The sequence below is a fragment of the Pseudomonas sp. PB120 genome (genome assembly GCF_009761815.1).
Classification (GTDB): domain Bacteria; phylum Pseudomonadota; class Gammaproteobacteria; order Pseudomonadales; family Pseudomonadaceae; genus Aquipseudomonas.
The window spans coordinates 1-26,438 of sequence record NZ_RWIN01000099.1 but is presented as its reverse complement, the minus strand read 5'-3'; the positions used below and the strand labels follow the sequence as shown (position 1 = coordinate 26,438).

Annotated in this window: 17 protein-coding genes; 11 read left to right on the top strand and 6 right to left on the bottom strand. The window is 59.7% G+C overall.

Annotation, left to right across the window (positions count from 1 at the left end):
* Positions 1-84: 84 nt before the first annotated feature.
* The 3 genes from EJA72_RS18745 to EJA72_RS18735 form a co-directional block, all read right to left on the bottom strand.
* On the bottom strand, positions 85-1,275 hold the full coding sequence (locus EJA72_RS18745; RefSeq protein WP_157712897.1) for an osmoprotectant NAGGN system M42 family peptidase: 1,191 nt from the start codon (positions 1,273-1,275) through the stop codon (positions 85-87).
* Positions 1,276-1,442: 167 nt separating this feature from the next.
* Positions 1,443-3,191, bottom strand: a complete 1,749-nt coding sequence (gene ngg, locus EJA72_RS18740) for an N-acetylglutaminylglutamine synthetase (RefSeq protein WP_157712896.1) — start codon at positions 3,189-3,191, stop codon at positions 1,443-1,445.
* A gap of 3 nt (positions 3,192-3,194) precedes the next feature.
* On the bottom strand, positions 3,195-4,967 hold the full coding sequence (locus EJA72_RS18735; protein WP_157712895.1) for an N-acetylglutaminylglutamine amidotransferase: 1,773 nt from the start codon (positions 4,965-4,967) through the stop codon (positions 3,195-3,197).
* Positions 4,968-5,263: 296 nt separating this feature from the next.
* Here EJA72_RS18735 and EJA72_RS18730 point away from each other — a divergent pair, with 296 nt between their 5' ends.
* Positions 5,264-10,084: an NEL-type E3 ubiquitin ligase domain-containing protein gene (locus tag EJA72_RS18730; RefSeq protein ID WP_157712894.1), complete on the top strand. Its 4,821-nt coding sequence runs from the start codon at positions 5,264-5,266 to the stop codon at positions 10,082-10,084.
* Between the two features lie 5 nt (positions 10,085-10,089).
* Here EJA72_RS18730 and mnmC read toward each other — a convergent pair whose 3' ends face one another.
* Positions 10,090-12,072, bottom strand: coding sequence for a bifunctional tRNA (5-methylaminomethyl-2-thiouridine)(34)-methyltransferase MnmD/FAD-dependent 5-carboxymethylaminomethyl-2-thiouridine(34) oxidoreductase MnmC (gene mnmC, locus EJA72_RS18725; protein WP_157712893.1), 1,983 nt, complete (start codon positions 12,070-12,072; stop codon positions 10,090-10,092).
* A gap of 204 nt (positions 12,073-12,276) precedes the next feature.
* On the opposite strand from mnmC, the gene pap reads away from it, so the two are divergent.
* Positions 12,277-13,791, top strand: coding sequence for a polyphosphate:AMP phosphotransferase (gene pap, locus EJA72_RS18720; RefSeq protein ID WP_157712892.1), 1,515 nt, complete (start codon positions 12,277-12,279; stop codon positions 13,789-13,791).
* Between the two features lie 101 nt (positions 13,792-13,892).
* Complete coding sequence (locus EJA72_RS18715; RefSeq protein WP_157712891.1) at positions 13,893-15,077, top strand: thiolase family protein; 1,185 nt, start codon at positions 13,893-13,895, stop codon at positions 15,075-15,077.
* A 128-nt stretch (positions 15,078-15,205) separates the two neighbouring features.
* Here the strand turns inward: EJA72_RS18715 and EJA72_RS18710 are convergent, their stop codons facing one another.
* Positions 15,206-15,400 carry a DUF6316 family protein gene (locus EJA72_RS18710; RefSeq protein ID WP_157712899.1) on the bottom strand — a complete coding sequence of 65 codons (195 nt, stop codon included), beginning with the start codon at positions 15,398-15,400 and terminating at the stop codon, positions 15,206-15,208.
* Between the two features lie 210 nt (positions 15,401-15,610).
* Between EJA72_RS18710 and EJA72_RS18705 the strand changes: the two genes are divergently transcribed.
* On the top strand, positions 15,611-16,570 hold the full coding sequence (locus EJA72_RS18705; protein ID WP_157712890.1) for a DMT family transporter: 960 nt from the start codon (positions 15,611-15,613) through the stop codon (positions 16,568-16,570).
* A 122-nt stretch (positions 16,571-16,692) separates the two neighbouring features.
* Here the strand turns inward: EJA72_RS18705 and EJA72_RS18700 are convergent, their stop codons facing one another.
* Positions 16,693-18,087, bottom strand: a complete 1,395-nt coding sequence (locus EJA72_RS18700) for a class II fumarate hydratase (RefSeq protein WP_157712889.1) — start codon at positions 18,085-18,087, stop codon at positions 16,693-16,695.
* 192 nt (positions 18,088-18,279) lie between these two features.
* Between EJA72_RS18700 and EJA72_RS18695 the strand changes: the two genes are divergently transcribed.
* The 7 genes from EJA72_RS18695 to EJA72_RS18665 all read left to right on the top strand — a co-directional run bounded on the left by EJA72_RS18695 (position 18,280) and on the right by EJA72_RS18665 (position 26,370).
* Complete coding sequence (locus EJA72_RS18695) at positions 18,280-18,804, top strand: DUF2059 domain-containing protein (protein WP_157712888.1); 525 nt, start codon at positions 18,280-18,282, stop codon at positions 18,802-18,804.
* A gap of 12 nt (positions 18,805-18,816) precedes the next feature.
* Positions 18,817-19,116 carry a BolA family transcriptional regulator gene (locus EJA72_RS18690; protein ID WP_157712887.1) on the top strand — a complete coding sequence of 100 codons (300 nt, stop codon included), beginning with the start codon at positions 18,817-18,819 and terminating at the stop codon, positions 19,114-19,116.
* Between the two features lie 301 nt (positions 19,117-19,417).
* Positions 19,418-20,359, top strand: a complete 942-nt coding sequence (locus EJA72_RS18685) for a rhodanese-related sulfurtransferase (protein WP_157712886.1) — start codon at positions 19,418-19,420, stop codon at positions 20,357-20,359.
* 3 nt (positions 20,360-20,362) lie between these two features.
* Positions 20,363-21,001, top strand: a complete 639-nt coding sequence (locus EJA72_RS18680) for a DsbA family protein (RefSeq protein WP_157712885.1) — start codon at positions 20,363-20,365, stop codon at positions 20,999-21,001.
* A complete protein-coding gene (locus EJA72_RS18675) occupies positions 20,994-22,811 on the top strand; it encodes an ABC transporter ATP-binding protein (RefSeq protein ID WP_178129450.1) in 1,818 nt (605 codons plus the stop codon). Before EJA72_RS18680 ends, EJA72_RS18675 begins: the two co-directional genes overlap by 8 nt.
* A 259-nt stretch (positions 22,812-23,070) precedes the next feature.
* The gene (locus EJA72_RS18670) at positions 23,071-25,530 is read left to right on the top strand and encodes an EAL domain-containing protein (RefSeq protein ID WP_157712884.1); all 2,460 of its coding nucleotides are present in this window, start codon (positions 23,071-23,073) and stop codon (positions 25,528-25,530) included.
* A gap of 78 nt (positions 25,531-25,608) precedes the next feature.
* On the top strand, positions 25,609-26,370 hold the full coding sequence (locus EJA72_RS18665) for a TenA family transcriptional regulator (RefSeq protein WP_157712883.1): 762 nt from the start codon (positions 25,609-25,611) through the stop codon (positions 26,368-26,370).
* Positions 26,371-26,438 lie beyond the last annotated feature (68 nt).

Genomic DNA, 26,438 nt, shown 5'->3' with positions numbered 1-26,438 from the left:
AGGCTCGCTCCCACAATTGACTGCATTCCCCTGTGGGAGCGAGCCTGCTCGCGATAGCGTCAGCCCAGGCAACAAAAACCCGGATTAGCTTTCGGACCGCTGCCCCACCAGACTGTCCACCGACGGCACCCGGGTATCGCTCTCCATCTGCGTGTCATGTTCAATCTGATGACTGAACCGGTCCAGCGAACCCTTGGCCGGTTGTGCATCGCTGGCGAACACCGGTGGGCTGAGGATGTAGGCGCCGAGCAAGCGACTGAGGGCGGCGAGGCTGTCGATGTGCGTGCGCTCGTAGCCGTGGGTGGCGTCGCAGCCGAAGGCGAGCAGGGCGGTGCGAATGTCGTGGCCGGCCGTCACCGCCGAATGGGCATCGCTGAAGTAGTAACGGAACATATCGCGCCGCACCGGCAGCTCGTTTTCGCCGGCCAGTCGCAACAAATGCCGCGACAGGTGATAGTCGTAAGGCCCGCCGGAGTCCTGCATCGCCACGCTGACCGCGTGTTCGCTGGAGTGCTGGCCCGGTGCAACCGGCGCAATGTCGATGCCGACAAACTCACTGACATCCCACGGCAATGCAGCGGCCGCGCCACTGCCGGTTTCCTCGGTGATGGTAAACAACGGGTGGCAGTCGATCATCAGCTCTTCGCCGCTGTCGACGATGGCTTTAAGGGCGGCGAGCAGCGCCGCGACGCCAGCCTTGTCATCCAGGTGACGGGCGCTGATATGCCCGCTTTCAGTGAATTCGGGCAGGGGGTCGAAGGCGACGAAATCGCCGACGCTGATCCCAAGGGAATCGCAATCGGCGCGAGTGGCGCAGTAGGCGTCCAGACGCAATTCGACATGGTCCCAGCTGATCGGCATTTCATCCACGGCCGTATTGAACGCGTGCCCGGACGCCATCAACGGCAACACGCTGCCGCGGATCACGCCGTTGTCGGTAAACAGGCTGACGCGACTGCCCTCGGCAAACCGGCTGGACCAGCAACCCACGGGCGCGAGGGTCAGGCGACCATTGTCTTTCACCGCGCGCACGGCCGCGCCGATGGTGTCCAGATGCGCAGAGACGGCGCGATCCGGGCTGTTCTTCTTGCCCTTGAGCGTGGCGCGAATGGTGCCGCGCCGGGTCATTTCAAACGGAATGCCGAGTTCTTCCAGACGCTCGGCGACGTACCGCACGATGGTGTCGGTGAAACCGGTAGGGCTGGGAATGGCGAGCATCTCCAACAAGACTTTTTGCAGGTAGGTGAGGTCCGGTTCGGGGATTTTGCTGGTCATGGAAACTCCTGATGAGTAAAGAACATCGATGGTTTCGATGAGAGGGAATTGGGTGCCTGTGAGGCCGTCTTCGCCGGCAAGTCGGTCTCGCTTCCACAGTGGAACGCGGTCAAATGTAGGAGCGAGACCGGCTTGCCGGCGATGACGGCCTCACAGGCGCTACATCTCTAAGAAACTGCCGGCTGACTGTGCGGAAACAACAAATCAACAAACCGCTCCGCCGTCGGCTGCGGTTCATGGTTGGCCAGCCCGGCCCGTTCATTCGCCTCGATAAACACGTACTCCGGTTGATCGGCGGCGGGCACCATCAGGTCGAGCCCGACCATCGGAATATCCAGCGCACGGGCCGCACGAACAGCGGCATCCACCAAGGTCGGGTGCAGGGTCGCGGTGACATCTTCAAGAATGCCGCCGGTATGAAGATTCGCCGTGCGGCGTACGAACAGATGCTCACCCGCCGGCAGAATGCTGCTGTAGTCGTAACCCGCCGCCTGCAATGTGCGCTCGGTCTCATGGTCCAGAGGGATTTTGCTTTCACCACTGGTGGCCGCCTGACGTCGCCGGCTCTGGGCTTCAATCAGTGCGCCGACCGAGTGCTGGCCATCGCCAACCACTTCCGCGGGCCGGCGAATGGCGGCGGCAACCACGTCAAAGCCGATCACCAGGATCCGCAGGTCCAGGCCTTCATGAAAGCTTTCCAGCAGCACGCGACTGTCAAATTCACGGGCGGACTCAATGGCCTGCTGAACCTCTTCGATCGTCCGCAAATCCACCGCCACGCCTTGACCCTGTTCACCGTCGAGCGGTTTGACCACGACTCGTTGATGCTCGTCGAGAAACGCAAGGTTGTCGTCGGCGTTGCCGGCCAGTTGCTGCGAGGGCAGATTCAGCCCGGCGGCTTTCAGCACTTTATGGGTCAGGCTTTTGTCTTGGCACAGGCTCATGCTGATGGCGCTGGTCAGGTCGCTGAGGGATTCACGGCAGCGCACCCGCCGCCCGCCGTGGCTGAGGGTGAACATCCCGGCGTCGGCATCGTCGACCTGCACGTCAATGCCGCGACGATGAGCCTCCTCGACGATGATCCGCGCATACGGATTGAACTCGGCCTCCGGGCCCGGGCCGAGAAACAGCGGTTGATTGATGCCGTTCTTGCGCTTGATGGCGAAGGTCGACAGGTTGCGAAAACCGAGCTTGGCGTAAAGACTTTTCGCCTGACGGTTGTCGTGCAGCACGGACAGGTCCAGGTAACTGAGCCCACGGCTCATGAAGTGTTCGATCAGGTGCCGTACCAATACTTCGCCGACACCCGGCCGCGAACACTGCGGATCGACGGCCAGGCACCACAAGCTACTGCCGCTTTCTGGATCGTTGAATGCCTTGTGGTGATTGAGGCCCATCACGCTGCCGATGATCGCGCCGCTGTCCTCGTCTTCGGCCAGCCAATACACCGGGCCGCCGAGATGACGCGGCGTCAGCAGATTTGCATCAATAGGCAGCATGCCGCGGGCCTGATACAACTGATTGATTGCCAGCCAGTCCGCATCGCTTTGCGCCCGACGGATGCGAAAACCGCGAAACACGCGGGTCGCCTGACGGTAATCGCTGAACCACAACCGTAGCGTGTCGGAAGGGTCGAGAAACAGCTGCGCCGGTTCCAGCCCCAGCACTTGCTGGGGCGCGGCGACATACAGGGCGATGTCGCGTTCGCCCGGTTGTTCGTTGAGCAACTCCTGGGCGAGGCTGGCCGGATCGGGGAACGTGTGGCCGATCAACAACCGGCCCCAGCCGCAATGCACGGCAATCGGCGCCGCGCCCAGTTCGCTGCCGTCTTCAGCCAGGCGTGCCTGCAAGCGTTCGTAGGAGGGCGCCTGACCGCGCAGCAAGCGTTGGCTGTAAGCCGTGGCATGGGGTTTCATCGATCAGATTCCTTGTTCACTGAGCCACAGGTTCAGGGCTGCCAGTTGCCACAACTTGGAGCCGCGCAACGGCGTCAACTGACCTTGCGGATCGGTCAGCAGACGGTCGAGCATGGCCGGGTTGAACAGGCCGCGATCCTGGCTGGGATCGAGCAGCAACTCGCGCACCCAGTTCAGCGTGTCGCCCTGTAAATGCTTGAGGCCCGGCACCGGGAAATAACCTTTCTTGCGGTCGATGACTTCACTCGGAATCACCAGACGCGCCGCTTCTTTCAGCACTTGCTTGCCGCCGTCCGGCAGTTTGAATTTGCCCGGCACCCGTGCCGACAATTCCACCAGGCGATAGTCGAGAAACGGCGTGCGCGCTTCCAAACCCCAGGCCATCGTCATGTTGTCGACGCGCTTGACCGGGTCGTCCACCAGCATCACCGTGCTGTCCAGGCGCAGGGCTTTGTCCACCGCCGCCTCGGCGCCAGGCTGTGCGAAATGTTCTTTGACGAAGTCGCCTGCGGCGTCATTGGCAGTCAGCCATTTCGGCTGGACAGTGGCGGCGTAGTCGTCGTAGCTACGGTCAAAGAATGCTTCGCGGTAAGCCGCGTACGGATCGTCCGCGCCGTCCACCTGCGGGTACCAGTGATAACCGGCAAAGAGTTCGTCGGCACCCTGGCCGCTCTGCACCACTTTGCAATGCCTGGCCACTTCACGGGACAGCAGATAGAAGGCGATGCAGTCATGGCTGACCATCGGTTCGCTCATGGCGCGGAACGCCGCGGGCAGCTGTTCGATGATCTCTTTTTCGTCGATGCGCAGTTGATGATGCTGCGTGCCGTAATGCTTGGCGATCAGGTCTGAATACTGGAACTCGTCGCCCCGTTCGCCACCCGCATCCTGGAAACCGATGGAGAAGGTCGACAGGTTTTCCACGCCGACTTCACGCAACAGCCCCACCAGCAGGCTCGAATCGACCCCGCCGGACAGCAGCACGCCGACGTCGACTGCGGCGCGTTGACGAATCGCCACCGCTTCGCGAGTGCTGTCGAGGACGCGGTCACGCCAGTCTTCGAGCGTCAGGTCCATCTCGTCGGCGTGTGGGCCGTAGGGCAGCGTCCACCAGGTTTTCTGCGTGGTCGTGCCGTCGGCTTCGATGCGCGTCCAGGTCGCGGGCGGCAGCTTCTCGATGCCCGCCAGCAAGGTGCGCGGTGCCGGAACCACCGCATGGAAATTCAGATAATGGTTGAGCGCTACCGGATCGAGGATCGGGTTGATGTCGCCGCCCTTGAGCAACGCCGGCAAAGCGGAGGCGAAGCGCAGGCGCTGGCTGGTGCGCGACAGGTACAACGGCTTCACGCCGAGGCGGTCGCGGGCGATGAACAGACGCTTGGCATCACGCTCCCAAATGGCGAAGGCGAACATGCCGTTGAGCTTGGGCAGCAGTGCTTCGCCCCAAGCGTGGTAGCCCTTGAGCAGCACTTCGGTGTCGCCGCCGGAATAGAACGCATAACCAAGGCTTTCCAGCTCGGTGCGCAGTTCCGGGAAGTTGTAGATCGCGCCGTTGAAGGCCAGGGACAAGCCCAGTTGATTGTCGACCATCGGCTGCGCCGAGCCGTCGGACAGGTCCATGATTTTCAGGCGACGATGGCCAAGGGCAATCGGCCCTTGGCTGTGAAAACCCCATGCATCAGGGCCGCGAGGGGCCAGGTGATGGGTGATTCGTTCAACGGCTGCGAGGTCCGCAGGTTGATGATCAAAGCGTAACTCGCCAGCTAATCCGCACATAAAGTCCTTACCGGTTTTTCCGTTGGGGAGGGTCTATCGATACCCGCCCAAAACAGCGGGTACTCAGAAACTGACCCGCCTCGGTTATGGGAGTTTTAGATCGATAAGTAATAAGCAGGGATTGCTGGACGAACGGCGGCCGCAGCAGAAAGGCCGTGGGCCGTGGCGGTAATTATTGCTGGAATGCATAGAAGTAACTGCTTGGAAGCACTGCCATCCGACCCGGTTTTCGAGTTATCAATTGCCGACCGGGCTTCCTAAACTGGGTGTCTCTCAATGCAATAAGGATATTGCTCATGCAGGTTACGACTGCCAAAACCGTCCCCGTGGCGGTGCCCATGACATCGGCACAACGCCTCGAAGCGTTGTTGGAACACACAGGCGACCTGGACAAGGCGCAAGTGCTTCAAGCGTCTATCGCGCCTTGGTTGGCGACGGCGGATCTGAACACCGTGCAGGCGTTGAAGGCTGCGTTCGACCAGTCTTTTGTTACCCACGGCAAGGTCACCGAGGTGCTCAAAAAGCTCAAGCCGCTGGACGAATTCTGCAAGGAGCAACTGACCGTTTTCCTCAAGGGTAAATGGACGGTCGATGTCGAGCGCGACACGCTGGACATCACGACAACACAGTACACGTCCACCGGTGCACTCCCGGCCTTCGGGTACCCTGATCTGAAAACCACCACATCACGCAGCCTGCTCCAGGCGGCCATGGAAAACTTTACCGCCAAGGAAGCAAGCGACGGTGGTTTTTCAGCCGAGTCGGTCATACGCATCAATGAACAGGCCCAATCAGGGGCTGAAATAACCCCGGTGAAATTCGCCGCACTTTGTCGTGAACTCGATTTGGGGGCCCGCTATCAGCGGCATATTGCCAAGGCCCTGGCACTGCCGGCCAGACCCGCCAATGACGCGCCTGTGAATGATCAGGCCAGCGTCGCGGACATCCGGCGGCTGAAGGTGCTGGACATGCGAGTTGCCCTCCACGTGGCCTCCCTAAAGAAGAACATCACTCCCGCTGCTTACACGATGCTGTTGAGTGTGATTGATCAGGATCTTCCTGCCGCGCAAACCAAAGACGCAGTGTTTGATGGCGGGCCGGTGCATTGGCAGGGCCTTATGATTCATGACACCTGCATCTGTGGGGCACTGGTCTTCAGCAAAGTCTCCATCGATACCGACCCGAAGGCCCGTTGTGTGGTGTACATGCCGAACGAACCACGACGACCGCTTTATGAGTACGCCTCGCTGGATGACTTCAAGATCTATCTGACCCTCCATTTGCAAAGCAAAAACTACAGAAAAACGTTCGCCGAGCAGTACCTGCACGGCCACGATAAAACCGGATTTTTTACCGAGTTTGACAAGGGCAAGACCCTGGGCACGCTCGCTGCCGCTCCCGCCGACACCTGCATTGCCGATTTTTTCTTCAACTCGTTTGTCAGTACGACTGAGAAAGACGCGCGAATGCTGGCTGTGCCGACTGAAGACGTCGATGAGCAGCAGAGGGAAAAAACCATTCAAGTATTGCTTGAAGGCGGTCTTCTTCTGTTGAACGCCGCCTCTTTTTTTGTACCCGTGATCGGCCATCTGATGCTGATGGCAGCCGCCGTCGACATCCTCTACGAGGTGTATGAAGGTGTGGATGACTGGACCCACGGCGAACGGGCCGAGGCGCTGCAACATTTGTTGAGTGTGGTGGAAAACGTCGCGCAATTGGCGGCGTTTGCCGTCGGAGGAAAAATCATCAAGAACGTTTTCGGTAAGGGTGCGAAGGAACACCAGACATTCTTCGACGATTTCGAAGCCGTCACCCGCACGGACGGTAAAGCAAAGTTGTGGAAACCCGACCTTGCCCCCTATAAACAGACCTCGGCTCTGCCAATCGACGCACAACCCGACGCGCAAGGGCTTCACCGGCATGCCGGCCAGACGTCAATCGTCATCGAGGGTGCACCTTATCGAGCCACCCGCAAGTCAGCAGGATCGGCATGGACCCTCAATCATCCGCTGCGCACTGACGCCTTCGCGCCTGCCGTCGAGCGAAATGTGGAGGGTGGATGGCGGCATGTCTATGAGCATGCGCACGAGTGGCGAGACGGTGCATATGCCTTGGGACGCACGGATCCGAGCCTGAGTGATCTGGGCAGCGATCTGGAAGCGGTTGCCGACATCACCGACATGACACCTGAAAAGTTGTACCAGCTTCATGAAAGCAACCTCAAGTTACCGCAGCGGCTGAACGATTGTGTCGAGCGCTTCAGAATTGACCGACGCATCACTGCGATGGTCACGGCCATGGATCGGGGGGAGACCGCAAGCAAGGACTTCATTCAGGAGCAGCTGCATACACTGCCGAGGTTGCCGGGATGGCCGTCGGAGCGCTTCATTGAAGTGCGCGACGAGGAGGACCTGGTCGTGTCCCGTTTCCCCGAGACAGCCCCACACGATGATGATGTCAACAGCGTACACGTCCATCAGTCGGATCTGGACTCCGGGAAGCTGCTCGATACGGTCATCAGTGGTCTCTATTCGGCGGAGGTGGAGGGCATCATCGGAAAAACCACCACTCAATCGAAATCGCAGCTCTTGGCAAAGAAGATCGCGACAGGCCTCAAGAGTAATCGCCAACCGCTGTTTGAGTGGCTCTATAAAACCTGGAACGGTACCGCCACCGGTGACGTGGCGCTATTGCGAGAACACGCCGGTGACCTTCCGACGCAGGTGTGTGAGGAATTGTTCGATAACGCCTCTGCCAAAGATCGCATCTTTTTACGTGACCGTAAGATCCTCGGCATGGATCTCGCCCGGCAGGTCAGCGAGGCACAGGCGCAGATCAGGCAGGACCGTGCGCTGACCGGGTTGCATCTCCCGCAACTGGCCAATGCCGATACCGACAGGCTGGCGCTCGGCCTGATGGACAGGGTGCAAGGCTGGGATGACAGCTGTCGAATCGAAGTGCGGCAGGGGTCAGCCACCGGCACCTTGCTGGACAGCGTAGGCGAAGCGGATCCGCAATCGCTGCAGATCATTGTCAAGACACCCGGGGGCTACCAGGTCACCCGAACCAATGGCAATGTGTCTTCCACACTCGCGAGCGACACACTGCTTGGGTCGATACTTGATGCATTGCCAGCCACGCAGCGCACCCGCATGAGCCTTACTGGCAACGATGCGCTCGATTTACGGACGTTAAGATCACGCCTGTTGAGGGCTGCCGCTGGCGACCCCGTGCGTACCGGGCGGGTGATTCGGGGGGAACGCAGTGATACACACAAGTATCTTGCTGCTTGTGTCCTGGCGGATCCCCCTGCTGTGGGCTCTCATGCATGGAGCTTGATGCGTAAAGTCAAAAAGCTCTATCCGCTGTTCACGAACGCCCAGGCTTCGGCGTTTCTCGACAGCGCCGGCAGCACCCAGATGCAGCGGGTCAATCACATCAAGACACTGGAGGAGCAACTGGAAAAACTGCGCGGGGTGCTGCACACCTGGCGTGATGATAAAGCGGCAATAGCTGAGGCCGCAAAGAAGCTGTCGAGAAAGGAAAACGATATCCGTGTCAGCCGCCGTCAGGTGGCCCGTGCCATCAAAAAATGCTGGCGCCGGATAGCAGGGACCTCTCGTTCTGCTACAGCGCTCACGCTGGAGTACAACCCTGTAGGCCCATTGCCGACGCTGACCGAGCAGGATGTTGCCCATGTACGCAGCCTTTCCGTCAATGAGATGCAGGCTGGTGATGAGCTGGCGTATTTCCTCACACCGTTCAAAGGGCTTGTCACGCTGAACCTGGACCGCAATAAACTCACACGATTGCCTGAAGTGCTGTCGCACATGCCCGATCTTGAGCAATTGAGCCTGGAGGGTAATCAGATACAGCTGACCGAGTACACCTTGCGAAAACTGGCGGGCATGCGCAATTTGCGTACGTTGAGTCTGAACGGAAATCCCCTGGGAGCCACGATTGACGTCCGTAAAATGCTGGATCTGAAAGAGCTGTCGCTGCGCGATACTCACGCGACGGAACTGCCTGTCGGGTTATCCCGCTTGCCAAATCTGCGCTTCGCGGACCTGCGAGGTAACAACATTGCGGAGTTACCGCAATGGCTGTTCGAACTCCCTCAGCAATCCGCTCTGGGGATCAACTTGAAAGATAACGAAATATCCGCGATTAGCCAAACGAGGCTGGATGCCTACCATAGCCGTACCGGCATAGGGATGGGGCTGCTGCACAATGACTCTCGGGTGCGTCATGAGCAAAAGGCTCGAGACCTGTGGATGCCAGAACAGCGGGAAGCGAACTATGCAGAGCGTAATCGCGAATGGCTGGCGCTGAGGAACGAACCCCGCTCGGCAAGCTTTTTTGAGTTGCTGGCAGAGCTAGGGGGAACGGCAGATAACCGTGTGGTGCAGGGCGACATGACGCGTCGGGTCTGGAATGTCATAGAAGCGATTCAGAGTGATAGGGCGTTGTGCGATCAATTGCTATCAATGGCACATAAGGCCAACTGCGCTGATTCTGCAGCCGTTATGTTCAGTAACCTTGAGGTGGCGGTAGATATCCATGAGGTGGTTCGGCAATCCGTTAATGCCCATGATCGAGCTGCTCGGCTGCTGCAACTTGGGCGGCGGCAATTCCGGCTGGATTACCTTGGGAAGATCGCTCGGGAAAGGGTTCAGGCCAAATCGGCGCTTGATCAGGTGGAAGTGGAGTTGGCTTATCGCGTCCGTCTGGCTGACAGACTAGATCTGGTCGGCCAGCCGGATAGCATGCGTTATGAATCGTTGAGTGGTGTAGATGCAAACGATCTGGAGCTTGCCTACACCAGGATCAAGGCTGCGGAACTCACACCGGAACTGTCGACTTACATCGCTAACCGCACGTTCTGGAGCGACTTTTTGCGAGAGCATCATGCCCAGCAATTCTCGGACCTTACGGAGCCCTTCCATGCGCGGATGGACACGGTGTTTGAAAACCAGGTAACGCTTGGTGCGGCCTTTCAACCCTCGGCCGACAGCATCGCCGCTGAATTGAAGGTGGCTGAAGGCGATTTGTTGAAGCGCCTGACCCAGGCAGCCATCTCTGCCGAAGCGGAAAGGACCTGTTTTGCGCTGGATTGATCGCCTCAGGCCTTGCCTCGGATCAAGCGACGCAAGGCAAAGCGGTTCGGATGACAGGCTTCGGCCACGGCCCTTGGCAAGGGCAGGGGTTCGTCATCGAGCCAGGCTGCCAGCAGCTCGCCTGACAGCGGTGCGGTGATCAACCCTCGGGAGCCATGGCCGCTGTTGACGTACAAACCGTCCAGCCAAGGGCAGGGGATGTCCGGTGTTTGCCGGGCATCCTTGCTCAAGACGCTGTAGGCGTCGGCGAACGCCTGGCCATCGGCCAAGGGACCGACAATCGGCAGGTAATCGGGGCTCGTGCAGCGAAATGCGGCGCGGCCTTCAAGTGCGTCGGGCTGCAAAACGTCTGCGCCAAGCCGTGCAACCAGATCCGTCGAAATTTCTTCAAGCATCTGCAAGTTGCCGGCGTGTTCGGCAGCGGTTGGGGTCAGGTCATCGTTGTTGAAGTCGAAACTGGCGCCCAGGGTGTGTTCACCCAAACGAGCCGGCGCGACATAACCTTCAGCGCACACTACAGTGCTCAACGCCTGGCTGGCAGGTGTCTGTGGCAGTCGAGTGATCTGCCCGCGAATGCGCTTGAGCGGCAACTCGCTGCTGTACGGAAAACGTTTGATCTCGGCAGCACCGGCCAGTACCACCACCGGCGCCTCGGCCAGCAATCTTTCGCCATCCCAGGCTTGCCACTGCCCGTGGGCCTTGCGCAACTCCAGCACATCGTGATGCGTCAGGATCCGGATATTCGGGTGCGCCGCTTGCCAGCGGCACAAGGCTGGCGGATGCACCCAGCCACCTTCGGGGTAGAACAGGCCGCCCGACTGCAGCGTGATGCCGGCGCGGATCTCGGCCTGCTCGCGATCGAGGGTATGCAGCAAATCATCCGGGAATGCCGCAGCCAACTGCGCCTGGCGATCCGCTTCCTTGGCATTGAACGCCAGTTGCAGGACCCCGCAATCATCCCAGTCGACGCCACGCTGCAATGGTTCAAGCACGCGTCGGGTGTGGCCAAAACCGCTGACAATCAACTGAGACAACGCCGTGCCATGGGCCGAAAGCTTGAGATACAACACACCTTGAGGATTACCTGAGGCTTCCTGTGCCACGGCATCGTGGCGCTCCAGGACACTCACCCGCCAGCCGCGTGCCGCCAGGCTGGCAGCCGTCGCGCAACCGGCCAGGCCGGCGCCGATCACCAGCGCACGGCGTTCGCCGGTCAGCGGTGCAGGGCGTGCAAACCACGGTTTCACCACGGTAGGCGCCGGTACTTCGGCAGGCCAGCCGAGGAACGTGCCCCGCAGGATTTCCCATTTGTGGCCGATGCCGGGCGTGCGCTTCATCTTGAAGCCGGCCGCATTCAGCAATCGGCGTACCCAACCGGTGCTGGTGAAGGTGCTGATGGTCGAGCCGGGCGCCGCCAGCCGGGCGAGTTCGGCGAACAGTTCGGCGGTCCACATGTCCGGGTTTTTCGCCGGGGCGAAACCGTCGAGAAACCAGGCATCGATCTGCGCATCCAGTTGCGGCAATTGTTCCAGTGCATCGCCGATCAGCAAGGTGAGCGTGACTCGGCCGTTGTCCAGCACCAGGCGTTGGAAACCCTGATGGATCGCCACGTACTGCGCCAGCAGTTGATCGGCAAAGGGCTTGAGTTCCGGCCACAAAGCCAAGGCACGCTGCAGATCGGGCTGGCTCAACGGGTACTTTTCGACGCTGACAAAGTGCAGTCGCGCACCGGCCACCGCGTGTTGCTCGAACAACTGCCAGGCGCACAGAAAATTCAACCCGGTGCCGAAACCGGTTTCGCCAATCACCAGTCTCCCGCCCACCGGCAACGCCGCGAAGCGCTCACGCAGAGCATTCTGTTCGAGAAACACGTAACGGGTTTCATCCAGACCCGACAAGTCGGAAAAATACACATCATCGAACACCCGCGAACGCGGGAGCCCTTGTTCGTCCCAGTCGAGCTGGGCGTGGGGCAATACAGGTTTCATGGCAGGCTCGGCAACGGCAAGGCGGCCATTCTAGCTGATCGGTACTTTATCCACTGTAGGAGCGAGCTTGCTCGCGATGAAATCAAGAGCGGCGCGTTTACTCAGGCAACACGCGTTAACGTTAATGTCCATCGCGAGCAAGCTTGCTCCTACAAAGATCGGCCCAATCCGCTAGTCTTGCTCAATCTGGAAAGGGAGTCGTCCATGTTCGAATCTGCCGAAATCGGCCACGCTATCGACAAAGAAACCTATGACGCCGAAGTGCCTGCGCTGCGCGAGGCGTTGCTCGAAGCTCAGTTCGACCTTCAGCAGCAACAGCGGTTTCCGGTGATCATCCTGATCAACGGCATCGAAGGCGCCGGCAAGGGCGAGACGGTCAAGTTGCTTAACGAGTGGATGGACCCGCGCTTGATCGAGGTTCGCACCTTCGATCAGCAGACCGACGAAGAGCTGTCCCGGCCTCCGGCCTGGCGTTACTGGCGCATGCTCCCGGCCAAGGGCCGCATGGGCGTGTTCTTCGGTAACTGGTACAGCCAGATGCTGCAGGGGCGGGTCCACGGTTTGTTCAAGGACGCGGTGCTGGATCAGGCGATCAACCAGTCGGAACGCTTTGAAAAAATGCTCTGCGATGAAGGCGCACTGATTTTCAAGTTCTGGTTCCACCTGTCCAAAAAACAAATGAAGGCTCGGCTCAAGGCGCTGGCTGACGACCCCTTGCACAGTTGGCGCATCAGTCCGCTGGACTGGCAACAATCCAAAACCTACGACCAGTTCGTGAAATACGGCGAGCGGGTGTTGCGCCGAACCAGCCGCGACTATGCGCCCTGGCACGTGATTGAAGGGGTGGACGCGCATTATCGCAGCCTGACGGTGGGCAGGATTCTGCTCGAAGGCCTGCAAAGCGCCCTGAAGCGATCCAACATTCATCCCGAGAAGGTCAGCGCCGCGCCGCTGCCGATCAGCGTTGATCAGTTGAACCTGCTGGACAGCCTGGATTTGACCCGGCACCTGGACAAGGAGGATTACGAAGAACAACTGGTGACCGAGCAGGCGCGCTTTTCCGGTTTGCTACGCGACAAACGCATGCGCCAGCACGCCTTGGTGGCAGTGTTCGAAGGCAATGACGCGGCCGGTAAGGGCGGGGCGATTCGCCGGGTCGCAGCGGCGCTCGATCCACGTCAGTACAGCATTGTGCCAATTGCCGCCCCCACCGAAGAGGAGCGGGCGCAACCCTATTTATGGCGGTTCTGGCGCCACCTGCCGGCCAAGGGCAAGTTCACGGTGTTCGACCGTTCCTGGTACGGCCGGGTGCTGGTGGAGCGCATTGAAGGTTTCTGCCCACCGGCGGACTGGCTGCGGGCTTACAGCGAAATCAATGATTTCGAAGAACAGATTTCCGATTCGGGCGTCATCGTGGTCAAGTTCTGGCTGGCCATCGATAAACAGACGCAACTGGAGCGTTTCCAGGCCCGGGAAGCGATCCCTTTCAAACGCTTCAAGATTACCGAAGACGACTGGCGCAACCGCGAAAAGTGGGATGCTTACCGTGCCGCGGTCGGTGACATGGTCGACCGTACCAGCACCGAGATTTCACCCTGGACCCTGGTGGAGGCCAATGACAAGCGCTGGGCCCGGGTGAAAGTCCTGCGCACCATTAACCGGGCGCTGGAAGAGGCCTTCGAAAAGTCCGACAAGAAGTCGAAAAAACATAAGAAGTGAGGCGATGGTTACGCATACGCGGGGTGAATGATTGTCGCGGTCGCTGATGGGTGGATTTATGCTCGGTCCACTCTCAACCGACAACAACAATGAGGTATGCCATGCGTGAAGTGGTGATCGTCGACAGCGTACGGACCGGCTTGGCCAAATCCTTTCGCGGCAAGTTCAACCAGACCCGCCCCGACGACATGGCGGCTCACTGCGTCAATGCACTGCTGACGCGCTCGGGCATCGACCCGGCCAGCGTCGAGGATTGCATCGTTGGCGCGGGCTCCAACGAAGGCGCCCAGGGTTACAACATCGGTCGTAACGTGGCGGTGCTGTCGCGCCTGGGCACCGGCACTGCCGGCATGACCCTCAACCGTTTTTGCTCGTCGGGCTTGCAGGCGATTGCCATCGCCGCCAACCAGATTGCGTCGGGTTGCAGCGACATCATCGTCGCCGGTGGTGTCGAGTCCATCAGCCTGACCATGAAGAGCGTCAACACCGATAACCTGATCAACCCGCTACTCAAGGAACAGGTGCCGGGCATCTACTTCCCGATGGGCCAGACCGCCGAAATCGTCGCGCGTCGTTACAACGTCAGCCGTGAAGAACAGGATCTGTACGCCCTGCAAAGTCAGCTGCGCACTGCCCAGGCTCAAGCCGCCGGGTTGTTCGACGATGAAATCGTGCCGATGGCGGTAAAGTATCGGGTTGAAGACAAGGCGACCGGTCAGGTGCAGATTCTGGACGGTATCGTCGATCGCGATGACTGCAATCGCCCTGACACGACGCTGGAAAGCCTGGCGGGATTGAAACCGGTGTTTGCCGAGGACGGTTCGGTGACCGCCGGTAACTCGTCGCAACTCTCCGACGGCGCTTCCATGACCTTGGTGATGAGCCTGGAAAAAGCACTGGAGCTGGGGTTGAAGCCCAAAGCGTTCTTCCGTGGTTTCACCGTGGCCGGCTGCGAACCGGACGAAATGGGCATCGGCCCGGTGTTCTCGGTACCGAAATTGCTCAAGGCCAAGGGTTTGCAGGTTGCCGACATTGATCTGTGGGAACTCAACGAGGCGTTTGCTTCGCAGTGCCTGTACAGCCGCAATCGGCTGGGGATCGATAACGAGAAATACAACGTCAATGGCGGCTCGATTTCCATCGGCCATCCTTTCGGCATGACCGGTTCGCGTCAGGTTGGGCATCTGGTGCGGGAGTTGCAGCGACGCAACGTGCGGTACGGCATTGTGACCATGTGCGTGGGTGGCGGGATGGGGGCGACGGGGTTGTTTGAAGCGGTGCGTTAATTCATCCACATTTTTTGGTGACTGCTATATCGTCATCGCCGGCAAGCCGGTCTCGCTCCCACATTGGATCTATGTTGTCTGCTAGATCCCTGTGGGAGCGAGCCTGCTCGCGATGGCTGCGCCTCGGTCTAACGCCGGGCACTCAAACCCTGCATCCGCGCGATATACGCCTGAATCTCCCGCTCAGCCTTCTCGGCATTCTCAAACGGCCCCTCCAGCGTGTTTTCCCGGGTACTGAAATACAACTCCCCGTTCACCCTACACATCCGGTCGCTGCGAAAGTGCGTGGCGGGGGCGTTGTCCTGGGCGCGCATGCCATACATGGCAATCTCCTGAAGGCTGATCCTGTGGGCGAGTTCAATCAGCTTATGCATGAACCGCTTACAGCGCCCGGCCAATCGATCGGCGGCATTTCGCCAAATTAATCCTGCGACCTGCACAGTTTCATTTGCGCCCGGTCACCAACTGTCCCTGTGTGCCACGCGCCGCTGCGCCTAGAATGACCGTTCTCGTCATCGGGCTTTGGGGTACACATGCACATTTCATCGGGTCGCTGGGTTTACGGTCTGTTTCTGGCCCTGTTGACCGCGCTGCTATGGGGAATCCTGCCGATCAAACTCAAACAAGTGCTGCTGGTGATGGACCCGGTCACCGTGACCTGGTTTCGGCTGATGGTGTCCGGCGGTTGCCTGTTCATTTACCTGGCGGCCACCCGGCGTTTGCCCAGCCCCAGGGTGCTCGGCCCGCGTGGTGGCTGGCTGGTGCTGATGGCCGTGCTCGGCCTGGTGGGCAACTACGTGTTGTACTTGATGGGCCTGAACCTGCTGAGCCCCGGCACCGCGCAACTGGTGGTGCAGATGGGCCCGATCATGTTGCTGATCGCCAGCCTGTTTGTGTTCAAGGAGCGGTTCAGCGTGGGGCAGGGCATTGGCCTGCTGGTGCTGCTGATCGGCTTCGGCCTGTTTTTCAACCAGCGCCTGGCCGAACTGCTCACGTCCTTGACCGACTACACCGCCGGCGTGCTGCTGGTGCTGTTGGCGTCGACGGTCTGGACCTTCTATGCCCTGGGGCAGAAGCAATTGCTGACGGTGTGGAATTCGTTGCAGGTGATGATGGTGATTTACCTGTTCTGCGGGTTGTTGCTGACGCCGTGGGTGCACCCGCTGGAAGCGCTGCAACTGACGCCGGTGCAAGGCTGGCTGTTGCTGGCCTGCTGCATGAATACCCTGATTGCCTATGGCGCGTTTGCCGAAGCGTTGGCCCACTGGGAAGCGTCGCGGGTGAGTGCGACCTTGGCGATCACGCCATTGGTGACGCTCGCGGCTGTCGCCCTGGCCGCGAGCTGGTGGCCAGAGTACGTGCATGCCGAGACGATCAATGGTCTGGGGTATGGCGGGGCGGTGTTGGTAGTGCTCGGTTCGGCGCTGGTAGCGTTGGGGCCGTCGTTGATGGCGGGGCTCAAGGCCCGCAAGGTTCGGATGGCGGCCGGTTAGACCGCGTTATCGTTCATCGCGAGCAGGCTCGCTCCCACATTCAACCGAGTTCTAACAGAAGAATGGGGTCCCCTATGGGAGCGAGCCTGCTCGCGATGACTGATTAACAGACGCTGAAAATCTTAACCCTTGGCCCCAGCTTCAAGCATATTCTCCGGCCGCACCCACGCATCAAACTGTTCATCGGTCAGATACCCCAACTGCAACGCCGCCTCCCGCAAGGTCAGCCCCTCGGCATACGCCTTCTTGGCAATCTCCGCCGATTTGTCATAGCCAATGTGCGGGTTCAGCGCCGTCACCAGCATCAAGCCACGTTCCAGATGCTCAGCCATTTTCGCTGCATCCGGCTCCAGGCCGGCGATGCAATGCTGCTGGAAGTTGCTGCAGCCATCGCCCAGCAGGCGGATCGATTGCAACAGGTTGTGGATGATCACCGGTTTGAACACGTTCAGCTGCAAGTGCCCCTGACTCGCCGCAAAACCAATGGCGACGTCATTGCCCAACACCTGGCACGCCAGCATCGACAAGGCCTCGCACTGGGTCGGGTTGACCTTGCCGGGCATGATCGAGCTGCCCGGTTCGTTGGCCGGCAATTTCACTTCGGCAAACCCGGCGCGCGGGCCGGAGCCCAGCAAACGCAGGTCGTTGGCGATTTTCATCAGGGTGACGGCCAGGGTTTTCAACGCGCCGGACAACGTGGTCAGCGGCTCATGACCGGCCAGCGCGGCGAATTTGTTCGGCGCAGTGACAAACGGCAGTCCGGACAGCGCGGCCAGCTCCGAAGCGATGGCTTCGCCAAAACCGTGGGGCGAGTTCAACCCGGTGCCGACCGCGGTGCCGCCCTGGGCCAGTTCGCACACGGCAGGCAGGGCGCTGCGGATGGCCCGTTCGGCGTAATCCAGTTGCGCGATGAACGCCGAGACTTCCTGGCCGAAGGTAATCGGCGTCGCGTCCATCATGTGCGTACGCCCGGTCTTGACCAGTTTCATGTGCCGTGCGGATAACTCGGCCAACCCCCCCGACAGTTCGCTGATCGCCGGCAGCAAATGCTGCTGCACTGCCTGGGCGGCCGCGATGTGCATGGCAGTCGGGAAGCAGTCGTTGGAACTCTGGGAGCGGTTGACGTGATCGTTGGGGTGCACCGGGATCTTGCCGCCACGCGGGTTGCCGGCCAGTTCGTTGGCACGCCCGGCGATGACTTCGTTGACGTTCATGTTGCTCTGGGTGCCGCTGCCGGTCTGCCAGACCACCAGCGGGAACTGGTCGTCGTGCTCGCCGTCGAGCACCTCGTCGGCGGCTTGTTCAATCAGGCGGGCGATATCGGCAGGCAGGTCGCCATTACGGTCATTGACCCGCGCCGCGGCTTTCTTGATCAGGGCCAGCGCATGCAGGACCGCCAGCGGCATACGTTCGGTGCCGATGGCGAAATTGATCAGCGAGCGTTGCGTCTGAGCGCCCCAGTAGGCTTCATCCGGGACTTCCACCTGGCCAAGGCTGTCGGTTTCAATACGGCTCATCATGCACACTCCTGTAGGTCTGATAGCGCAGTTTAGGCCTTGATCGTCGGCCGTGGTTCCCTCGGGCAGGAATTTGCCCGTTGAACCCCTCTAAATCAGGCCGGACAGGGCTTGGGGTTGAGTGACACACTTTTTTAGGCGCAGAATGGTCGCCCTTGGGGTCTTACCTCGCCTGTTAGAAAAGGAAACTCGATGACTCGTCTTCGTGCCATCTGTACCGCGGTTGCACTGGTTTGCGCCAGCGGCCCTGTTTTCGCCGATACCGCCAGCCACAATGCCAGTGCCGAAACTTTCCTGACCCTGGCGCACGCTGACAAATTGGGCACTCCGGTGTACATGCAAGTGCAGCAAATGTTCGCTCAGCGCTTTGAACAGACCAAAGCCCCTGAATCGAAAAAAGCCTTGCTGGAAACCTACCAGGCCAAAGCCAACGCAGCACTCAACGCGGCCATCGGCTGGGACAAGCTCAAGCCAGACATGGTCAAGCTCTACACCAGCAACTTCAGCGAATCCGAGCTGAAAGACCTGGTCGCGTTCTACCAGTCGCCACTGGGCAAGAAAGTCCTGGAAAAAATGCCGCAGCTGACTCAGCAATCGGCCCAGATGACTCAAGCCAAGCTGGAAAGCGCGGTGCCTGTGGTCAACAAGCTGCTGGACGACATGACCAACGAGCTGGTGCCTAAAGGCGCTGCTGCTCCAGCCAAGAAAAAGCCGTAAGCGGAGTTCGGTATGACCATGCAACAACGCATCGAATCGACGCTGGCCCTGTTACAGCCCGAATACCTGCAAGTGCTGGATGAAAGCCATATGCACAGTCGTGGGTTGCAAACCCATTACAAGGCCGTGGTGGTCAGCCAGCAGTTCGAAGGGCTCAACCGCGTCAAGCGTCACCAGAAAGTCTACGGCACGCTTGGCGAGCTGATGGGCGAGTTCCATGCGTTGGCGCTGCATACCTACACGCCTGAGGAATGGGCACAGATCGACGCGGCCCCGGCCTCGCCGACCTGTGCTGGCGGCAGTCAGCATTAATGTGAAAGGTTGATGGCTTGTTGAGTTGTTGAGCAGACAAGCTGTTGTGGCGAGGGAGCTTGCTCCCGCTGGACCGCGAAGCGGTCCAAAACCTGCGACATTGATCTGTCTGAAGGCCTTCAATCGCCTGCATGACGACTGCTTCGAAGCCGAGCGGTAGCAAGCTCCCTCGCCACAGAAGCCATCATCAATCCTAAAGCCACACGTTTTTTGCTAGAATGCGAAACGCGCCGCTAACCCGGCGCGTTTTTTTTCGCATCCGGTTCACCCCTTACGAGGGTAGCCACCTGGAGAATTACCCATGACACAACAGATTGTCGTGGCGGCACTGTATAAGTTCGTCACCCTGGAAGATTACGTCGCCTTGCGCGAGCCACTGCTGCAAGCGATGGTCGACAACGGCATCAAAGGCACGCTGCTGATCGCTGAAGAAGGCATCAACGGCACCGTGTCCGGTAGCCGCGAAGGCATTGACGGGCTGATGGCCTGGCTCAAGAACGACCCGCGCATGGACGACATCGACCATAAAGAGTCGTACTGCGACGACCAGCCGTTCTATCGCACCAAAGTCAAACTCAAGAAAGAAATCGTCACCCTCGGCGTCGACGGCGTGGACCCGAACAAAAAGGTCGGCACCTACGTTGACCCGCAGAACTGGAACGCGCTGATCAGCGATCCAGAGGTGTTGCTGATCGACACCCGCAACGATTACGAAGTCTCGATCGGCACCTTCGAAGGCGCCATCGACCCGAAAACCACCAGTTTTCGCGAATTTCCCGACTACATCAAAGCTAATTTTGATCCGGCCGTGCACAAGAAAGTCGCCATGTTCTGCACCGGCGGCATTCGTTGTGAAAAGGCGTCGAGCTACATGCTCAGCCAGGGTTTCGACGAGGTCTATCACCTAAAGGGCGGCATTCTGAAGTACCTCGAAGAGGTACCGCAGGAAGAAACCAAATGGCAGGGCGACTGCTTCGTGTTCGACAACCGCGTCACCGTACGTCATGACCTCAGCGAAGGTGACTACGATCAATGTCATGCCTGTCGTACACCTATCAGCGTCGAAGACCGGGCGTCCGAGCACTACGTGGCCGGCATCAGCTGCCCGCATTGCTGGAATACCCTGAGCGAGAAGACCCGTCGCAGTGCCATTGATCGGCAAAAGCAGATCGAACTGGCCAAGGCGCGCAACTTGCCTCATCCGATCGGCTACAACTACAAGCAAACCCCTTCAGAGGCTTGAACCATGTCTGCGCGCCGCCTGCTCTATGTGATGGATCCGATGTGTTCCTGGTGCTGGGGCTTCGCTCCGGTGGCCAACGCACTGGTCGAGCAGGCGCACGCGGCTGGGGTGGAAGTGCATCTGGTGGTAGGTGGTTTGCGCACCGGCAGTGGTTCGGCGCTGGAGCCGACCACCCGGCGCTACATTCTTGAACATTGGCAGGCGGTCACTGAGTCCACGGGCCAGCCGTTCAAGACTGAAGGCGCGCTGCCTGACGGTTTTGTCTACGACACCGAGCCCGCCTGCCGTGCGCTTGTGACGGCGCGCAGCCTGGCTGCGGATTGCGCGTGGAAACTGCTTGGCTTGATTCAGCATGCGTTCTACGCCGAAGGTCGCGACGTGACCCACGCCAGCGTACTGGTGGAACTGGCGGAACAGGCCTGCCTGCCGCGCATCGAATTCGCCGCCGCCTTCGACCGTGCCGATATGCATGCCGCGACGGCCGCCGATTTCACCTGGGTGCAAGACCTGGGCATCGCCGGTTTCCCGACCTTGCTGGCTGAGCGTGATGGTCAATTGGCGTTGCTGACTAATGGCTATCAGCCTCTGAGTGTACTGTCACCGCTGCTCGGCCGCTGGCTGGAGCGCGCTGCCTGTGCATGACCAGCCCGATGATGCACCCGCTCCAACGCGTGTCGATCGCCTGAGCTGGGCCGAAATCCGTCGGCTGGCCCTTCAACACAAAAAGTCCTTGTGGATCGCCAACGGCGTGGCCGTGCTGGCGACGTTGTGCAGCGTGCCGATCCCTTTGCTGTTGCCGTTGCTGGTGGACGAAGTGTTGCTGGGCCACGGTGATGCCGCGTTGAAGGTCATGAACCACGCGCTGCCTGACGGTTGGCAGAAAGCGGCGGGTTACATTGGCCTGATGCTGGTGGTGACCTTGACCCTGCGTTGCGCGGCGTTGCTGTTCAACGTGGTGCAGGCGCGGTTGTTCGCGGCGCTGGCCAAGGACATGGTGTACCGCATTCGCATTCGGCTGATCGAACGGCTCAAGCGCATTTCCCTCGGCGAATACGAAAGCCTGGGCAGCGGCACGGTGACCACGCACTTGGTGACGGACCTCGACACCCTGGACAAATTCGTCGGCGAAACCCTCAGCCGTTTCCTCGTCGCCATGCTGACCCTGGTCGGCACCGCGAGCATTCTGATCTGGATGCACTGGAAGCTGGCGCTGCTGATCATGCTGTTCAACCCGCTGGTGATCTATGCCACGGTGCTGCTGGGCAAGCGGGTCAAACACCTGAAGAAACTCGAGAACGACAGCACCTCGCGCTTCACCCAGGCGCTGACCGAAACCCTCGATTCGATTCAGGAAGTGCGTGCCGGCAACCGTCAGGGCTTTTTCCTCGGGCGGCTCGGTCAACGCGCTCGTGAAGTTCGCGATTACGCCGTGACGTCGCAGTGGAAAACCGATGCCTCGAACCGCGCCAGCGGCCTGTTGTTCCAGTTCGGCATTGATATTTTCCGCGCCGCCGCGATGCTCACGGTGTTGTTTTCCGACCTGTCCATCGGCCAGATGCTCGCGGTGTTCAGCTACCTGTGGTTCATGATCGGTCCGGTGGAACAGCTGCTGAATCTGCAATACGCCTACTACGCGGCCGGCGGTGCGCTGTCTCGGATTAACGAACTGCTGGCCCGGGCCGATGAGCCGGAATACCCCGGCGGCGTCGACCCGTTCACTGGTCGTGAGACGGTGGGCATTGAAGTTCAGGGGTTGAGTTTCGGTTACGGCGATGAACTGGTGCTGAACCAACTGAACCTGTCGATTGCGCCGGGTGAGAAAGTGGCGATTGTCGGCGCCAGCGGTGGCGGCAAAAGCACGCTGGTGCAGCTGTTGCTGGGCTTGTACACGCCGTTGGCCGGGACGATCCGCTTTGGCGGTTCCACCCAGCAGGACATCGGCCTGGAAACCGTGCGCGAAAATGTCGCCGTGGTCCTGCAACATCCCGCGCTGTTCAACGACACCATTCGCGCCAACCTGACCATGGGCCGTGAACGCAGTGACGAAGCCTGCTGGCAAGCGCTGGAAATCGCGCAACTGCACCAGACCGTTCGCGAACTTCCCCATGGCCTGGACAGCATCGTCGGACGTTCCGGCGTGCGCTTGTCCGGTGGTCAGCGCCAACGCCTGGCGATTGCGCGGATGGTGCTGGCCGAACCGAAAGTGGTGATCCTCGACGAGGCCACTTCAGCCCTGGACGCCGCCACCGAATACAACCTGCATCAGGCACTGGCGCGGTTCCTCAGCCACCGCACCACGCTGATCATTGCGCACCGATTGTCCGCCGTGAAGCAGGCCGACCGGGTGCTGGTGTTCGACGGCGGTCAAATTGCCGAAGACGGCGACCATCAGCAATTGATTGCCGAAGGTGGTTTGTACGCCAAGTTGTACGGGCATTTGCAGCAGCACTGATCAGTGCTGCGCGGCTATTTCCAGCTTACGTTCAACGCCTCGATTGCCTGCAAGCGCTTTTGCTTGTGGTCGGTGGGTCGCGAATGTTTTCGAGGAACTGTTTCTCTTTGTGTGTGTCCGCATCTCACTGAAAACAGTTATTTACGTGCACTGGCCCACAGAAAGGGCTTCCCGCTTGCCGGGATCGAGAACGCACCCTAGTCTAGCTGTAGCGATCACGTCGGGATGCTGATCTGGCAGTGCTAAAACAAGGGATCTCATGAATCAAACGCGGACACTCGGAACGCCACGGTTGTTGGGCATCGTCTGGCCATTTATTGCCGTTGTGTTATTTCAGGCGCTGCTGGGCGGCGTCAGCCTTTATGTCCTGTCGGCAGTTCGCGGCTACGTCGCGGGTGAAAGCCTGTGGTCCAAGGGCCAGAAAGACGCCATCTATTACCTCAATCTCTATGCGGACAGTCGCGACGAAACCATTTTCCTCAAGTATCAGAACGCGATTGCCGTGCCTCAGGGCGGCCACGAATTGCGTCTGGCACTGGACCTTCATCCGCCCAATATCGAGGCGGCACGCCTGGCCATCCTCAAAGGTGGCAACCACCCGGATGACGTCTCCAGCCTGATCTGGCTGTACCTCAATTTTCGCCATTTCAGTTACCTCGAAAAAGCCATCGAACGCTGGACCGTGGGTGACGGCTACCTGGTGCAACTCGACAACGTTGCGCAGGAAATGCACCAGCACATCCGCGCCACACAGACCACCGACGCCGACATCCAGCGCTGGAAAGAGCAGATTTTCGACATCAACGACGGCGTAACGCCGGCTGCGAAAGCCTTCAGCGATGCATTGGGCGAGGGGTCGCGGGTGATACTGCGGCTGTTGCTGGTCACGAACCTGGCGACGGCGCTGGGCCTGATTGCGCTGGCCTTGATGCGTACGCACAAACTGCTCAAGCAACGCCACGCCTTCGCCGACGCCTTGCAGCTGGAGAAAGACCGGGCGCAAATCACCCTGCAATCGATTGGTGACGGGGTGATTACCACTGACGTGGAGGGCGCGATTGCCTACATGAACCCGGCCGCCGAAGCGTTGACGCACTGGAAGGCCGAGCAGGCAACGGGCCTGCCGCTGGCGGCGCTGTTCAATCTGCTGGACGAAAACGCCCAGGCCGATGGGTTTACGTTGATCGAACACATCCTGAGCGGTCAGCTCAGTGGCGGCAGCGAACATTCAAAATTGATTCAGCGCCTGGATGGCAGCACGGTATCCGTCACGCTGGTGGGTGCGCCGATCCGCAATGCCGGAAAAGTCAGCGGCACGGTGCTGGTGCTGCACGACATGACCCAGGAGCGGCAATACATTGCCAACCTGTCCTGGCAAGCGACCCACGATGCCTTGACCGGGCTCGCCAACCGTCGCGAGTTCGAGTACCGCCTGGAGCAGGCGCTGCACACCCTGACGCGCCAGCCGGGGCGACATGCCCTGATGTTCCTCGATCTGGATCAATTCAAACTGGTCAACGATACCTGCGGTCACGCGGCCGGCGACGAGTTGCTGCGGCACATTTGCGCGCTGTTGCAATCGGGTTTGCGCGAAGGCGACACGCTGGCGCGGCTGGGCGGCGACGAGTTTGGGATCCTGTTGGAAAATTGCTCGCTAGACGCGGCGGAGAAAATCGCCGAGAGCTTGCGCCAGACGGTGCAGAACTTGCACTTTGTCTGGAAAGGCCGGCCGTTTGTGACCACCGTCAGTATCGGGCTGGTTCACGTCAACCAGAACCCGACCACCCTTGAGGCCTCGCTGCGCGCGGCTGATATGGCGTGCTACATGGCCAAGGAAAAGGGGCGCAACCGGGTTCAGGTCTATCATGCCGACGATTCGGAGTTGTCCCTGCGCTTTGGCGAAATGGCCTGGGTCCAGCGTTTGCACATGGCGCTGGAAGACGACCGCTTCTGCCTGTACGCCCAGGAAATTGCGCCCCTTGGCCATGCGGGGCAGGGCGGTGGGCACATCGAAATTCTGCTGCGCCTGCATGACGAAGCCGGGCGCATGATCCTGCCGGACAGTTTCATTCCGGCCGCCGAGCGTTACGGCCTGATGACGTCCCTTGATCGCTGGGTCGTGCAGAATGTTTTCAAGATCATCGCCCAATGCATGGCCGAGAAACACAAGGGGCCGCTGGCCATGTGTGCGATCAATCTGTCAGGCACGACCATCGGAGACGAGGCGTTCCTGGTGTTCCTGCGCGAGCAATTCATCGCTTACGCCATACCGCCTGAAATGATTTGTTTTGAAATCACGGAAACCAGCGCAATTTCCAATCTTGGCAGTGCAATCAGATTTATCAATGAGCTCAAGGGGTTAGGTTGTCATTTTTCACTTGACGACTTTTGTGCCGGAATGTCCTCATTCGCTTACTTGAAACATTTGCCTGTAGACTTCCTGAAGATCGACGGGAGTTTCGTAAAGGATATGCTGGACGACCCGATTAACCGCGCCATGGTCGAGGTGATCAATCACATCGGCCATGTCATGGGTAAGCGTACGATTGCCGAGTTTGTCGAGACACCCCAGATCGAGCAGGCATTGCTGGAAATCGGGGTGGATTACGCTCAAGGGTATGTCATTGAACGCCCGCATCGGTTTACCTGCGACAGTCTGCAAAGTCGTCCCGCCAGGCCCCAGCCGTTGTTGTTCAAGGCGCCAGGCACGTTCCGTTGAAATCTCTTGCTGATCCTAACAATCACAATCAAAAGGAGCTCGACAGTGATCGACACATTCAGCCGAACCGGACCCCTCATGGAAGCTGCAAGTTACCCCGCCTGGGCTCAGCGATTGATCCAGGACTGCAGCGAGAGTAAGCGCCGGGTTGTCGAACACGATCTGTATCAGCGCATGCGTGACAACAAACTCAGCGCCAAGACCATGCGTCAGTACCTTATCGGTGGCTGGCCAGTGGTCGAGCAGTTCGCGTTATACATGGCACAAAACCTGACCAAGACCCGCTTTGCCCGCCATCCCGGCGAGGACATGGCGCGGCGCTGGTTGATGCGCAACATTCGCGTCGAATTGAACCACGCCGATTACTGGGTGAACTGGAGCCGTGCACACGGCGTCACTCTGGAAGATCTGCAAGCACAGCAAGTGGCCCCCGAGCTTCATGCCCTGAGCCATTGGTGCTGGCACACCAGTTCGGCGGACTCGTTGATCGTGGCCATTGCCGCGACCAACTATGCCATCGAAGGTGCGACTGGTGAGTGGTCAGCGGTGGTCTGTTCCAATGGTGTCTATGCGGCAGCCTTTCCCGAGGAAGATCGCAAGCGCGCCATGAAGTGGTTGAAGATGCACGCCCAGTATGACGATGCCCATCCGTGGGAAGCGCTGGAAATCATCTGCACACTGGCTGGCACGAACCCGAGCAAGGCGCTGCAAGTGGAATTGCGTCAGGCCGTGTGCAAAAGCTACGACTACATGTTCCTATTTCTGGAGCGCTGCATGCAGCTGGAGCACGCGGAAAAGGCTCCGGTGACGCGTGAACGCCTGGCCATGGCCGAAAGCTGATCCGTTACGGCGGATGATTGCAGGCCAATGCAAAAAGCCCGCGCCCCTGTCTGAAGTGACAGGGGCGC